At 47.6% G+C, this 14,185-nt stretch carries 9 protein-coding genes; 3 read left to right on the top strand and 6 right to left on the bottom strand.

Annotated elements, in window-relative coordinates; all coding sequences use genetic code 11:
* Positions 1–9: 9 nt before the first annotated feature.
* From essB to MOB98_RS11485, 3 genes are all read right to left on the bottom strand, one after another.
* Complete coding sequence (essB, locus tag MOB98_RS11495) at positions 10–1,374, bottom strand: type VII secretion protein EssB (protein WP_268358010.1); 1,365 nt, start codon at positions 1,372–1,374, stop codon at positions 10–12.
* A gap of 14 nt (positions 1,375–1,388) precedes the next feature.
* Positions 1,389–1,628 (bottom strand): ESX secretion system protein YukD, encoded by a 240-nt coding sequence (gene yukD / locus MOB98_RS11490; RefSeq protein WP_003220663.1) that lies wholly within the window; start codon positions 1,626–1,628, stop codon positions 1,389–1,391.
* Positions 1,629–1,697: 69 nt separating this feature from the next.
* Positions 1,698–1,991, bottom strand: a complete 294-nt coding sequence (locus tag MOB98_RS11485) for a WXG100 family type VII secretion target (RefSeq protein WP_003220661.1) — start codon at positions 1,989–1,991, stop codon at positions 1,698–1,700.
* 567 nt (positions 1,992–2,558) lie between these two features.
* Here MOB98_RS11485 and adeR point away from each other — a divergent pair.
* From adeR to MOB98_RS11470, 3 genes are all read left to right on the top strand, one after another.
* Positions 2,559–3,788 (top strand): sporulation transcriptional activator AdeR, encoded by a 1,230-nt coding sequence (adeR, locus tag MOB98_RS11480; RefSeq protein WP_268358011.1) that lies wholly within the window; start codon positions 2,559–2,561, stop codon positions 3,786–3,788.
* A 101-nt stretch (positions 3,789–3,889) separates the two neighbouring features.
* Positions 3,890–5,026, top strand: coding sequence for an alanine dehydrogenase (gene ald, locus MOB98_RS11475; protein ID WP_268358012.1), 1,137 nt, complete (start codon positions 3,890–3,892; stop codon positions 5,024–5,026).
* A gap of 112 nt (positions 5,027–5,138) precedes the next feature.
* Positions 5,139–5,816 carry a YukJ family protein gene (locus MOB98_RS11470; RefSeq protein ID WP_268358013.1) on the top strand — a complete coding sequence of 226 codons (678 nt, stop codon included), beginning with the start codon at positions 5,139–5,141 and terminating at the stop codon, positions 5,814–5,816.
* Between the two features lie 43 nt (positions 5,817–5,859).
* On the opposite strand, the gene MOB98_RS11465 is transcribed toward MOB98_RS11470, so the two are convergent.
* From MOB98_RS11465 to MOB98_RS11455, 3 genes are read right to left on the bottom strand one after another with little or no spacing between them, the layout of a single operon-like run.
* Entirely contained in the window at positions 5,860–6,069 is a 210-nt protein-coding gene (locus tag MOB98_RS11465) for an MbtH family protein (RefSeq protein WP_268358014.1), read from the bottom strand.
* Between the two features lie 14 nt (positions 6,070–6,083).
* Positions 6,084–13,223, bottom strand: a complete 7,140-nt coding sequence (gene dhbF / locus MOB98_RS11460; RefSeq protein ID WP_268358015.1) for a non-ribosomal peptide synthetase DhbF — start codon at positions 13,221–13,223, stop codon at positions 6,084–6,086.
* 20 nt (positions 13,224–13,243) lie between these two features.
* Positions 13,244–14,173, bottom strand: coding sequence for an isochorismatase (locus MOB98_RS11455; RefSeq protein WP_268358016.1), 930 nt, complete (start codon positions 14,171–14,173; stop codon positions 13,244–13,246).
* Positions 14,174–14,185 lie beyond the last annotated feature (12 nt).

Here is a 14,185-nt window from a genome sequence, read left to right as displayed (position 1 = left end):
TGTCTCACGTTATTTGTCATCTTTTTTCTCATCTTTCTTTTCTGTTTCTTTCTTCTCTTGTTCTTCTTTTTTCTTCTGTTCTTCTTTTTTCGCTTTTTCCTCGGCTGCGGCTTTTTCTTCTGCCGCTTTCTCTTCAGCTTGCTGTTTTTCTTCGTCTGTTTGTGTTTGTTCTCCAGATGTTTCAGTTGTTAAAGCATCAGTGTTCGATTCTTTTTTCTGTTCAGCGTTATCTTTATTTACTTTATCAAGTTCGCTTTCTACAGATTCAAGTTCTTTTTGAGTAGCTTCATCGTTACTGTCCTCAGCTAAAAGCTGCTGTTTATATTTATAAAGACCAAGCCAAATGTATGGGTTGTATTCGAGCTTATGTCCAATACTAATTGCTTCTTTATAATCCCCTCTACCAATATCAATCCAATAAAGAAAATGCTGTGGTTCAGATTGCAAAGTTACTAGCTTTTCAATATTATCTCGTTGATAATCCAAAAGCTGCTTTTCAACTTCTACATAGGAATAAGCCAGCTGATACTGCACCGATTCAGGCAGGCTTTCCGCATCGTACTTCGACAGTGTGCTGATGACTTCACTGTACTGCTTGTTGAGGAAAGCGCGGTTGCTGTCCACTATCGCCTGGTGCTTTGGCTGGGCGAAAAATAAGGCATACATTGAATAAATAAGGGCCGGCACAAGCAAAACTATGAGCCCCAGGCCGATATACCGCTGGATGTTCCACTTCTTTCTCGGAATATGTATGTATGTTTTTGCTTTGGCTTCAAGCTCGTCAATATGGGTTTGAATCAGCTCGAGCAGGTCATCATAGGACGCCGCATCCAATATCGCCTTAGCCTCTGCGGAGAACGTCAGCGTTTCATTGAATTTCAGGTAGTCTTCAAACGCAAAAGCGCCGTCAACTGCCAAAGCCGCTGTAGCTTTCAGTTCCCGCCACACTCTTTCCTCATCACGCCCGTAAGGAGGAATGCTTTCTTTTACTCCATAATGGAGAAAATAAGGCGTAAGCCCTTTATCAAATACAATGTTTTCAGGAGCGACAATTACATTCAGCCTCGACAGATTGTGCTGCTGCACTGCTTGAACAAGCTGATAGGCAAACTGCCATTTGCTTTTTTTATCTTTAGCTTTCATGAAGCGGAATGCTTTATAGGAGGGAGGAGGTTGGATTGTGATGATTACTTCATCATCCGTCACATCGATCTCTTTATGAAAAAATGGATTTACATCTTTGATCACGTTGGCTTCGAGACCGTCCAGAAGCTTTATTTTTTCCCGCTGAAAGGTAAATGTATAGCCGGCATCTGTTTTCTCGGCAACGGCTTCTAATTGGTTTTCTAAATATGATTTTTGTTTACCTGACATTCAACCAGATCCTTTCATAATATTTCAAGCCGGTCTCCGTTTGTAATGCCGCAATCAGACAGCTTGCATTCTCCGGAAAACACCGCATCCTTATTAACCACTCTGATCCAGTGCCCTTCGCGCGGAGGTATAGCTACGCTTTGAGCCTGCCAAGCAATATCAATTACTTTTTTCACCGGGTGGTAATCTGACAATCTGAGATCAAAGACACTGCCGTTATAATGTTTCAAATCTATTGTAATATCAATATACATTTAGGATCACCCTTACATAGAAAAAGCGCCGTCTTCTTGTGAATCAGGCGCTCCTTCCCTTTCATACTGTTATCCGCGGATTTGATTTGCGATGTCTTGGTCAGTAGACTCAAGTGTATTTGCTGTTTGATCAAGCTGCTGATTCACATCTTGAAGCAAATCTGACATTTTGATAAATGAAGGTTTGAGCTGCTCGTATTGATCTGCGAACGCTTCGCTTGAAGCACCTTCCCACATGCTTTTCAAATCAGAGATCATTCGGTTTAAGCGATCAACCTGATTTAATACTTCTTGGCTTTCAACGCCGTATTGCTTCGCCATCGCTCTTAGCTCTTCGGGTGTGACACGAATTAATCCTGCCATATTCCTCATTACCTCCTGTGCCATCAGCCTAAATATGGGCTAATTCACTTATTTTTAGAACGTCATTATTATAAAAACAGTTTTTCGGTACAGTCAAACAAATATGTTTTAATTTTACAAAATGAGTCCAATGGTTTACCCCAAATCACTTAAAAATGACATATACTGTAAAACAAGTAGGTTTATTTTCTTAATCTTCTCTTCATTCGCCGAATAATCCAAAAGACCCAAATGATTCCCCAACTCCCAAAAAAAACCTTTCAGAAAATTTGATGCTACAGCACCATTTCTGAAAGGCTCTGTTTTTTATTTCCTTAATCAGTCTCGCCTCCGATGACTTTCTTAGAAGAATAATAGGATAAGATTTTATATCATATAAGGATACAACTACGCTGTAAAAAGACGATTACACTGTCAATCATATGTAAGGTGTTTCTCTCAGTATGTCCTATAATTGTTTTTTGGCTTCCGCTCTTTGTTGTTGATTTTCACAAACAACAACAATCATAATAAAAGGAAGGAGATGAGATGTCAAAGAGAAATCAAGCATGAAAAGTAGGGAGATTTATGACCATACCCAATGATCCGTTTAAATACAGTTTTGATAGACTTGAAGATGTGGCTGATCATATCAGCGACGTTCTGCGCTGCCCGATTACCATAGAGGATTTCAACCACAAACTGCTTGCCTACAGCACACACAGCGACTGCACAGACCCTGCCCGAACGGCTACAATCATTGGCAGAAGAGTACCGGAGAAGGTCATTAACAAGCTGTGGAAAGACGGGACGATTCCAGCTCTTTTAAAAACGGACCAGCCGATCAGAGTAAAGCAAATAGATGAAGTCGGACTAAGCAATCGCGTTGCAATTTCCATTTGGAAAAACAACCAAGTGCTTGGCTTCATATGGGCGCTTGAGATTCAAAAAACATTGTCTGACGATGATTTGATGACATTGCAAATGGCGGCAAAAGCAGTGAGAAACAAGCTTCTCAAACTCCAAATCAGGAAGACGAAAAATGAAGAACGCAGCCAAGAGTTTTTCTGGAAAATGCTGACCGGACACATTCATCATGAGCAGGACATGGCAGATGGGTTCCACAAGCTTGGAATGGCCGCCCCTTCTGAGTTTTCCGTTATGATCATCAGGATAAACGGCGAGCTGACGGAAAAAATCGAACAGCAGCTGCAATATTTGCAGGAAACGACCCAGCAGGTTCACGTTCTGCTGACGACAGTGGATTCCAATGAACTCATCATTTTAACTGCGCCCAAAACAGACCACCCTTTTCAAGATTTAAAGCAATTTGCTTTAAGTACGCAAAAACAGCTGAAGGAGCGTTATAAAATAGAAGACGTGTCTATCGCTTTTGGCGGAATATACAACTCTATTTCTTTTGTCTCCCGCTCCTATCAGGAAGCATTGTCCGTCTTAAAAGCAAAGGAGCGGTTCGCAGAAGAGACAAAACATCTATTCAGTTTTTCTGAGTTAGGCATTTATCAATACTTGGATGTCTTGGATGAAAAACGGAAGCAGACAGGATATTTCAATTATGCGCTTTCTAAGCTGGAACAGTATGACCGAGACCACCAGTCAAATATGGTAGAAACGCTAGAGCGTTTTATTGAAGCAGACAGCAACGTGAATACAGCCGCCAAGGTGTTAAATATTCATGTTAATACGTTAAATTACCGCCTCAAGCGCATCAGCCAGATCGCTGAAATCGATTTGAAGAATATCAATCAAAAATTCACTATCTATTTAGATATCAAGCTTCGGCACATGGATTTGTGAAATTTCACAAATCCATGTTTTTTTATTTTCTTATTCAAACAAAGAATTTTCCAAAAAATCAAGCTACACTAAAAACATCACAGATACAGGAGGAGACAGATATGATCATAGGGGTTCCTAAAGAGATAAAAAACAATGAAAACCGCGTCGCACTAACACCTGGGGGCGTTTCTCAGCTTATTTCAAACGGCCACCGGGTGCTGGTTGAAACAGACGCGGGCCTTGGAAGCGGATTTGAAAATGAAGCCTATGAGTCAGCTGGAGCGGAAATCATCGCTGATGCTAAACAGGTGTGGGACGCCGAAATGGTCATGAAGGTCAAAGAACCGCTGCCGGAAGAATATGTCTACTTCCGCGAAGGACTTGTGCTGTTTACGTACCTTCATTTAGCTGCTGAGCCTGAGCTTGCACAGGCCTTGAAAGATAAAGGGGTTACGGCCATCGCCTATGAAACGGTTAGTGACGGCCGGACATTGCCGCTCCTGACGCCAATGTCAGAGGTTGCAGGCAGAATGGCAGCGCAAATCGGAGCGCAATTTTTAGAGAAACCTAAAGGCGGAAAAGGCATTCTCCTTGCCGGCGTGCCAGGCGTTTCCCGCGGGAAAGTAACGATTATCGGAGGAGGCGTTGTCGGCACAAACGCGGCCAAAATGGCTGTCGGCCTCGGTGCAGATGTGACCATCATCGACTTAAACGCAGACCGCCTGCGCCAGCTTGATGACATCTTCGGCCATCAAATCAAAACGTTAATTTCGAATCCGGTCAATATTGCAGATGCTGTGGCAGAAGCGGATCTTCTCATTTGCGCGGTATTAATTCCGGGGGCTAAAGCTCCGACTCTTGTGACTGAGGAAATGGTAAAACAAATGAAACCTGGTTCAGTGATTGTTGATGTTGCGATCGACCAAGGCGGCATCGTCGAAACTGTCGACCACATTACGACCCATGATCAGCCGACATATGAAAAACACGGTGTTGTTCACTACGCTGTGGCCAACATGCCGGGTGCTGTCCCTCGCACATCGACAATTGCGCTGACTAACGTTACTGTTCCATACGCGCTGCAAATCGCTAACAAAGGGGCATTGAAAGCGCTCACAGACAATGCGGCACTGAGAGCAGGTTTAAACACAGCAAACGGACACGTGACCTATGAAGCTGTCGCAAAAGATTTAGGATATGAGTATGTCCCTGCCGAGAAAGCTTTACAAGATGAGTCATCTGTGGCAGGTGCTTAATTCACATTGAGCTTGCAGAAAGATTTCTGCAGGCTTTTTTTATCTTTTAAAAGGAAAAAAGAGACCATTTCACGAACTAAAGCTATGAAGTTGATCATAAAGGAGGATTCATATGGCTGTTCAGCAATATGGCGTGTTAAAAGGCATTGTCTTAGACATGAAGCGTGAAACCGATGATGACAGTCCTCATTTCCAAGTCAAGGTGCTCGGTGAAGAGAATACGTATTACAGGTGCGCCATCAATGTGATGTCAAGTTCTGAGGAATCTGAAGTATTGTATTTGGCTGACGATCAGTTTGATTCAAGCTCGATTACGATCCTTCCGAACATGCCGTATGGATATACCAGGATCAATGAAGCAAATCGTGAAGTGGCGCTGGATTATGTGCGGGGGAATTTGTTCGACCCGCGGGACATGAAGCCTTTGCCGCATGAAATCACGGGGCCTGATAATGATTTAAATGATTTTATTGAAACGTATATGAAGAAAGCGAAAGATGAGAAAGCGCCAGTTTATATTTTCGGCTCAAAATTCGGGCCCGAACAGGCTCCAGATAAGATATTCGGTTTTACCCCGACCAACGGCATGCACAATATCCATATGAATCAAGGGAATGCAATGGATACCCGCTGGAAAAAAGACAACGGCTCTTGGCATGACGGAGGCATTCTGATTCAATTTGCCGATCAGTGGGCCGCTGTGTTTTTAGCGTTTTTATCCCAGTCTTGGTGTACGGATGAAAACGGAAACCCGGTCAGAGATTGTGATCATACCCAAACACCTGCGTAAGATAAAAAAAGAGACTGCAGCAAGCAGTCTCTTTTTTATTCGATTACACATTTTCAACAGGCTTTAAGCTACTTGGCCTCATATCGCTCCAATGCGATTGGATATAGTCCAGACAAGCTTCACGCCCTTTTTGCTCGTGAACGACTGTCCAGCCGCTCGGCACATCGATAAAACCGGGCCATAGGGAATACTGGCCCTCTTCATTGATCAGCACCAAATATGTGCCATCCGCATTTTCAAAAGGATTTGCCATCTATTGCTTCCCCCTTATTTATTCATCTCTTCCAGCTTGACAGCGAGAACCTTGCCAATTTGAGCAAGCGGTTCCGGCTGACAAAGGTCTTTATGACGGCAGTCGATGTCGATTTGTTCAATTTGTCCGTGAATATATGGCTTCCATTCATCAGGTTCAATTGGATCAAACCATTCAGGAATAATCGTTGATCTGAAAAACAAGACATCTCCCCGGAAGGCTTTCGGCTTATAGGAGCCTAAAATGCCGACAGAATTAACATACGTATTCTTCAGATTTAAAATGACCGATTCCTCCAGGCTCGCAAGCGCGCTGCCGTCACGGCGAAGAATCTCGATCGCTGTTTCAAAATCAAGCGGTTTGTCTCCTAAGCTGTCCGGGTCATACCCGCCTAGCGCCAGAAGGGCAATAAGCGCTTCCTCATCATCCGGCGCCTCTTTTATAGGAAGGAAATGATTCGGATAGGCGTCCAGCATCACCAATAGGGATACCTCTTCTCCTTGATTTTGCAGCTGGGTGGCCATCGCTTGAACGACATTCCCACCAAGGGACCAGCCCAGCAGATGATACGGTCCTTTCGGCTGGATTGTTCTGATTTGTTCAATGTAATCAGCTGCCATGTCATCAAGCGTTTTTGGAAGCTCCTCGCGCTGCCCGATTCCGCGTGCTTGCAAGCCGTAGATCGGATAATCTGTTCCTAAATTGGTCATCAAACCGGCATAGCACCAGCTGAGTCCCCCTGCCGGATGAACACAGAATAAAGGAAGCTTGTCTCCGCTTGTTCGGAGCGGCAGCAGAACGTCGAGTGCGCTTTGGCTTGAGCCCATTTCAAGTCTTTCGGCAAGCCCGGCTACTGTCGGTGCCTCGAACAAGTTGCCGATGCTGAGTTCAACGCCGAGCGCTTCACGAATGCGGCTCATCAGCTGAACAGCAAGCAAGGAATGTCCGCCTAAATCAAAGAAACGGTCATCAATGCCGACACGCGGCAAGTGAAGCACCTCCATAAACAGGTCACAGAGGATTTCTTCCTGCGGCGTTCTCGGTCCGCGCCCCGTCACTGCCGCAGCGAAATCCGGAGCGGGCAGCGCTTTACGGTCAAGCTTTCCATTCGGTGTCAGCGGCAATTCTTTCATCACCACAAAGGCAGAAGGCACCATGTAATCCGGCAATCTCTTAGCAGCAAATATGCGCAGTTTTGCCGTATCAAACGTTTCTTCCGAAGAAGGGATGACATAAGCTGCCAAACGTTTATCTCCCGGCTGATCCTCACGCACGATTACTGCTGCGTCTTCAAGCTGTGGATGCTGCACTAGCGCAGCTTCAATTTCTCCCAGTTCAATCCGGAAGCCCCGAATCTTCACTTGGTGATCGGCACGGCCGACATAGTCGAGAGAACCGTCAGCGCGAAGGCGGGCCACATCCCCAGTACGGTACATCCGGGTGCCCGGGGGACCGAACGGATCAGCTATAAAGCGTTCCGCTGTTAAATCTGGCCGACCTAGATAGCCTCGTGCCAAACCAGCTCCTGATACATACAGCTCTCCGGCAACACCCGGCGGAACCGGCTGCAAGCGCTCATCCAGCACATATACGCCAAGATCCGGAATGCCGCAGCCAATCAAGCTGTTTGCCCGTAAAGCTGCAATGCTACGGTCTAATTCGATATAACTTACATGAACCGTTGTTTCTGTAATACCATACATATTGACCAGCTGCGGTCTATTTTCGGGGTGGCGGTTATACCAATCCTCAAGGCGGCTGAGTTCAAGCGCTTCTCCGCCAAAAATGACACAGCGCAGGCTGAGCGCCTTTCCGAGATCCGGCTGCTCCCGTTCCGCCTGCATAAACTGATAGAATGCGGAAGGTGTCTGATTCAGCACTGTCACACCCTCTTTTACCAGCAGGCGCAGAAACGCTTCTGGTGACCTGCTGACGTGGTGAGGCACGATCACAAGACGTCCGCCATGCAGCAGAGGACCCCAAATCTCCCACACTGAAAAGTCAAACGCATAGGAATGGAACATGGTCCAGATATCGGCTGAGCTGAAATGGAACCAGTGATCAGTCGCTGCAAATAAACGCGTGACGTTTTGGTGAGGAATCATCACACCTTTTGGCACACCCGTTGAGCCGGATGTATAAATGACGTACGCCGTATTCAAAGGAGAAAGCGGATGGATTCTATCTGTATTATTCGGATTCTCAGCAGGGTATCTGTTTAGCTTCTCTGCCAATTCGGGATCATCCAGCACGATTTTCGGCACGTTTTCCGCTGGCGGATTGTGCTCTGCAGCTTTTGTATTCGTCATGATAACTGAAGGCTGGGCATCTTCCAGCATAAAGGCGATTCGGTCAGCTGGATAATCCGGATCAAGAGGGAGATAAGCCGCTCCAGCTTTCAGCACCGCCAATAGCCCCACAGCCATCTCCAATGACCGCGGCAGTGCCAAGGCCACAAATTGCTCCGGTCCGACGCCTTCACTGATCAGCATTCGCGCAATCCGATTTGCCCGTTCATTCAGTTCTGCATAGCTCAGCGCCTGATCTTCATAAACAACGGCAATGGCATCAGGACTTAAAGCAGCCTGCTTCTCAAACTGCTCCGGCAAACACGCGTGCGGAATCTTGTCAGAAACACTTTGCCAATCTGTCACCATGCTGCTGCGCTCCTCCGGTGCAAGGATGTCCAGATTTCCGATTTGCTCGTCGGGATCAGACTCGGCAGCCTCCAGCAGGCGCATCAGACGGTCAACAAGAGCCTGAGCGGTTTCCCGCTTGAAAAGATCAGTGCTGTATTCGAGCAGTCCTTCCAATCCGTTTGGTGTCCCGTCAGCAAGACGGTTTTCACTGATTTCCAGCGTCAAATCAAACTTGGCAGAACCGACACTGTGGATCCGCAGGCTGCTTTCCATGTCGGGAAGATGCAGTTCAGCGTCTGGTGTGTTTTGGAACGCAAGCATGATTTGGAATAAAGGATGCGTCGCCCGTGAGCGAGCCGGATTGAGCACCTCTACAAGTCTCTCAAACGGCAGATCTTGATTTTCATAGGCTGCCAGATTCACTTCCCGCACTCTGTCAAGAAGCTCACGGAAGCTTGGGTCACCGGACGTATCGGTTCTGAGCACCAATGTATTGATAAACAGTCCCACAAGATCGCCTAGCGCATCATCATTCCGACCCGCGATCGGACTGCCGATCGGAATGTCAGTGCCCGCTCCCAGTCTTGTCAATAAAGCGGCGAGACCGGATTGAAGCACCATAAACAGGCTCACCCTATTTGCGCGAGCCAGCTCCTGCAATCGCTTGTGAAGCTCAGGCTCAATACGGAAATGTATCGTATCCCCATCATGACTCGGCTCAGCCGGACGTGAATAATCGGTTGGCAGTTCAAGCTGATCAGGAAGATTCTTCAAGGTTTCTTTCCAGAAAGCAAGCTGTCCGGCAATCAAACTATTTGGATCATCCCCGCTCCCAAGCAGTTCTTGCTGCCAAAGCGCATAGTCTGCATACTGCACAGCAAGGGGCGCCCATTCGGGAGCTTTTCCGTGACAGCGAGCCTCATAAGCCGCCCCAAGGTCACGGGTCAGCGGCGTTAAGGACCAGCCGTCCCCGACAATATGATGCACGAGGAGAAGAAGCACGTACTCGTCAGGCCCGATGACAAATAGCTCGGCACGAAAAGCAGGTTCAGCTGCAAGATCAAAGCTGTAACGCACGGCTTCAGCAAACCGCTCAGAAAGCTCCTTCTCAGTAATCTCAGTAACATGTAAATCAGGCCTTGCTTGATCAGCGTCTAAAATATGCTGATAGGATGTCCCCTGTGATTCAGGGAAGATCGTCCGAAGGCTTTCATGGCGGCAGACGAGATCATATAGTGCAGCTTGCAGCACTCCTTGGTCCAGTTCACCCGACAGACGGACAGCAACCGGTATATTATAAGTAGGGCTCGGCCCTTCAAGACAATGGAGGAACCATAGCCGGCGCTGAGCAAAAGAAAGCGGAATTCTTTCAGGCCGCTCAGCTCTCTGCAATGCGGGACGTGCACTCTGCGCCTGATCAAGATGGGCAGCGAGTCCGGCTACTGTCGGTTCGTCAAAGAGCTTGGCAATACCAAGTTCGGCTCCCATTACCTCGCGAATGCGGCTCATCAGACGGGCTGCAAGAAGAGAGTGACCGCCCAGCTCGAAGAAACTGTCATCGATGCCGACCCGTGCCAAACCGAGAACCTCGGCAAACAAGTCACACAATATCTCTTCCTGAGGAGTTCGCGGTCCCCTATCGCTGACAGATGTGCTTAAATCAGGCGCCGGCAATGCTTTCCGATCGAGCTTGCCATTAGGTGTCAATGGCAGTTCGTCCATCTCTACAAATGCCGCCGGCACCATATAATCAGGGAGACTTGCACCCACATAACGGCGGAGCTCGGCAGTATCAATAGCCGAAACAGCGACTGCATATGCCACCAATCGTTTGTCTCCAGGCTGATCTTCCCGAACGACAACGGCTGCCTGTTCGATGTCCGGATGCTTAGCAAGCACGGCATCAATTTCTCCAAGTTCAATTCGGAATCCGCGAATTTTGATTTGATGATCCGCCCGTCCGATATAATCCAAAGACCCATCAGCGCGCCAGCGGGCCTGATCTCCGGTCCGATACATCCGAGCCCCCGGCGGTCCGTATGGATCTGCAACAAAACGCTCAGCCGTTAAATCAGGGCGGCGGAAATAACCTCTAGCCAAGCCGGTTCCTGCAATATAAAGCTCTCCGACAACTCCCGGCGGCACCGGCTGCAAACCGTTATCAAGCACATACACCTGCGTATTCCAAATCGGTTTGCCAATTGGCGGAACGCCCTTCAGTCCTTCTTCAAGAAAAGCTGCTGCAGACCAAATCGTTGTTTCAGTCGGACCGTATAAATTCGTGACTGGACAATGAAGCTCATGAAGCGCCTGTAAAAGTCCGCTTGGCAGCGCCTCGCCTCCGACAAGCACTCTAAGCCCCCGAAGTTTCTCAGGTTCATTCGTCACCAAGGCATGCCACAGTGTCGGTGTCGCCTGCATGATATTGATATCGAAATATTCAATCATTTGAGCTAATGCCTGTGGCTCACGGATCGTTTCTTTCTGTGCGATCACGATTTGCGCCCCGCTGATAAGCGGAAGATATAACTCTAATGCCGAAATATCAAAAGCGACAGTCGTCACAGCCAACAGCTTGTCTTCTTCTCCTAGAGAAAATGCCTCCTGCATGGACAGCAGGAAATTGCTTAAGCTTTTCAGTGTTACAACGACACCCTTCGGTCTTCCTGTTGATCCTGAGGTATAGATGATATACGCAGGATGGGCAAGTGAAACCGATACATTCGGATTGTCAGGCGAATAGCGTTTTACAACCTCCTGTGTGACAGCCTGATCAAGCACAAGCTGCGAAACAGCAAGGCCATCTGGCAGACGGGATGCTATTTCCTCAGTCGTTATGATGCATGAAGGATTCGCATCCTCCAGCATGTAGGAAATTCGGTCGGCCGGAAACTCCGGATCTAGCGGAAGATACGCTGCACCAGTCTTTAACACAGCGAGCATCGAAGCTACCATCTCTGAAGAACGCGGCAGCGCCAAAGCGACAAATTGCTCCGGCCCAACTCCTTTTTCGATCAGCAGATGCGCGAGGCGGTTTGCCTCTTCATTGAGCTCTTGATAGTTGACTTGGACATCATCGCATATGAGAGCGATACGTTCTGGCGTAAGAGCCGCCTGCTTCTCGAACATCTCCTGAAGGCTGAGCAGTTTCTCCGATTTTGCCGTCTCATTCCATTTATGAATGACTTGTTCTTTCTCCTCTGGCAACAGGAGCTCCATTTGCCCAATCAGCATGTCCTCCCCGGCCGAAGCTGTTTGCAGCAGCTGCAAGATACGCTGCTGATGCAGCTTAATATCAGATTCGCTGTATACCTCAGGATTCGCATCAACATCAATTCGCAGCCCGCTGCCATCCGTCCTGTCATATACATTGATTGATAGATCATCGACAGGACCGGCTGAAAGATTATGCGTCGTGCCCCGGGCTCCGGCAAAGTCGAGACCGTAATCAAAAGGCATGAGATTGATTTGAGGGCCAAATAATCTATGATTTTCTCCTATTAACTTCAGGTCGCGCCGAAGCTCTTCATGGCGATACTTATGATGTCGCCGAATACTGCGGATTTCCCGGGAAATTTGCAGAATAAGCTCTGATAAACTCATCGAAGAGCTTACTGACAGCCGGAGCGGGAGAAGATTCATCACCATAGCCGGCACATTCAGTGATGCGGACCCTATTCGCCCCATCATAGGCAGGCCGAGCACAACATCCTCAGAGCCGGTCATACGTTGCACATAAACAGCTGACACTGCAAGCATGACTTCATGCCAGCTACCCGAGAAATAGCGTGCCGCTTCTTTTAACGCGTTTACATCAGACGGAGGCAGGTATGCCGTATGGCGAAGAAAACTGTTAGATGTTCTTGGCGCCCGATCTGCCAAACTCACAACTTCAGGTTCATCTGCAAAACGGTCCAGCCAGAATTGGCGATCCTTTTCATACTGCTCTGAGCTGCGATAATCAGCATCTTCCTCCAAAATGGCCTGGAGAGACCCAAAGGAACGATCTTTAGCTGATTGTCCTTTCATAAGCGCGGTATATGTACTTGCCACACGCTGGGCAATCAGGGAAAAACCGAAGCCGTCGATCGCTATATGGTGAATGCGCTGATACCAAAAGAAACGATCAGGCCCGGCTATAAACAGCGCTTCATTGAACAAGGGGTCATGTCCTAAATCGATCGGATTTGCCAAATCTGCTTTCATCCAGTTTAATGCTGTTTTTTCCGGATCAGGCTCAGAGCTGACGTCAATGACATGCAGCTGTACATCCGGAGACGGGTTCATCTTCTGCCAAGGCCCGTCCATATTTTCACCGAAGCGGACATGCAGCGATTCCGCTTCCTTGATCACGTGCCGTAAAGCTTCTTCAAAAAGAGCAAGATTGATTGGTCCATTGATTTCTATATATTCCGCAGTATTGTATATTGGATTGTCCGGATCAAGCTGCTGGGCAAACCATATGCCGGTTTGCGCTCCGGTCAAAGAATATTGAAGATCTTTTGTATCAGGCATCCGTTTGTTGACCCTCCTTTTTATAAATAATCCGCGTTTGGCAGCACTTGCTGGCTGCGGATGGTGAGCAATTTCTGCCATTCTTCGATCGTCGGGCGTTCTGCCAGTTCCACGAAGGTCACCTCGGCTCCTTCACGGCGCCATTGTTCTACCAATGTCATGATTCTTACCGAATCAAGCCCCCGTTCCAGCAAATCCTCTTGATCTGTAATCTCCTCAGGTGTTTCTTGAAGAAGCTCAGCAATTTGCTTACGGATGTTCTCACATGTAAACACTGCTTTGCCAGTAGTTACTGACGTTTTCTGAGCAGGAGCCTGCTTCAGCTGGTCGAGAAGACTGTCAGTCATCACGGTAAACGCACAGCGCCCAGCCGCATAATCCAGCGCCATTTGATGTTTTTCTAATGAAAAATCAGCAACTGCGTCTCCTACAAAAAATGCTTCGATGTCCTCCATAAATGCTTCACATGCTGTAACGAGACAGCCGATATGGGCGTAAATGCCGGAAATGATCAGCTGGTCGCGTCCCTGCTTGCGCATAATCTCAAGCAGATTCGTTCTCTTGAACGCGCTGTATCTCCATTTTGTCAGCACGAGATCATCATCTTCAGGGGCGAGCTCGGTTATAATTTTCTCCTCATAAGGGCCGCTGTTTAATCCCGGACCCCAAAAGTCTGTCAGCAGCGCTCGGTCTGCTGGATTTTGACTTCCTGGCTGTGCGGTATAGACGACAGGTATCCCAAACTGAGCACATTGATCCTTCAGCTTGCGTATATTCGCCGAAAGCTCTGTTACCGGAGACGCTCCGGCTGTGAAAGCATCGACAAAATAGTTTTGCATATCGTGTATTAACAGAACTGTCCGACTTGGATCAGGCACCCATGAGACTTTGTTTTGCGGCATATCTGACGCTGTCGGCATTTGATACGGCTGAATGGCAGGTATAGCCATTTGAACACTTCC

This window comes from Bacillus sp. N13C7 (assembly GCF_026790065.1).
In the GTDB taxonomy this organism is placed as follows: domain Bacteria; phylum Bacillota; class Bacilli; order Bacillales; family Bacillaceae; genus Bacillus.
This window is presented reverse-complemented; position numbering and strand designations above follow the sequence as displayed.

Excerpts from the sequence above, each read along its gene's own strand:
- essB (WP_268358010.1), bottom strand. The coding sequence starts at position 1,374 with ATGTCAGGTAAACAAAAATCATATTTAGAAAACCAATTAGAAGCCGTT.
- yukD (WP_003220663.1), bottom strand. The coding sequence starts at position 1,628 with ATGTATATTGATATTACAATAGATTTGAAACATTATAACGGCAGTGTC.
- MOB98_RS11485 (WP_003220661.1), bottom strand. The coding sequence starts at position 1,991 with ATGGCAGGATTAATTCGTGTCACACCCGAAGAGCTAAGAGCGATGGCG.
- adeR (WP_268358011.1), top strand. The coding sequence starts at position 2,559 with ATGACCATACCCAATGATCCGTTTAAATACAGTTTTGATAGACTTGAA.
- ald (WP_268358012.1), top strand. The coding sequence starts at position 3,890 with ATGATCATAGGGGTTCCTAAAGAGATAAAAAACAATGAAAACCGCGTC.
- MOB98_RS11470 (WP_268358013.1), top strand. The coding sequence starts at position 5,139 with ATGGCTGTTCAGCAATATGGCGTGTTAAAAGGCATTGTCTTAGACATG.
- MOB98_RS11465 (WP_268358014.1), bottom strand. The coding sequence starts at position 6,069 with ATGGCAAATCCTTTTGAAAATGCGGATGGCACATATTTGGTGCTGATC.
- dhbF (WP_268358015.1), bottom strand. The coding sequence starts at position 13,223 with ATGCCTGATACAAAAGATCTTCAATATTCTTTGACCGGAGCGCAAACC.
- MOB98_RS11455 (WP_268358016.1), bottom strand. The coding sequence starts at position 14,173 with ATGGCTATACCTGCCATTCAGCCGTATCAAATGCCGACAGCGTCAGAT.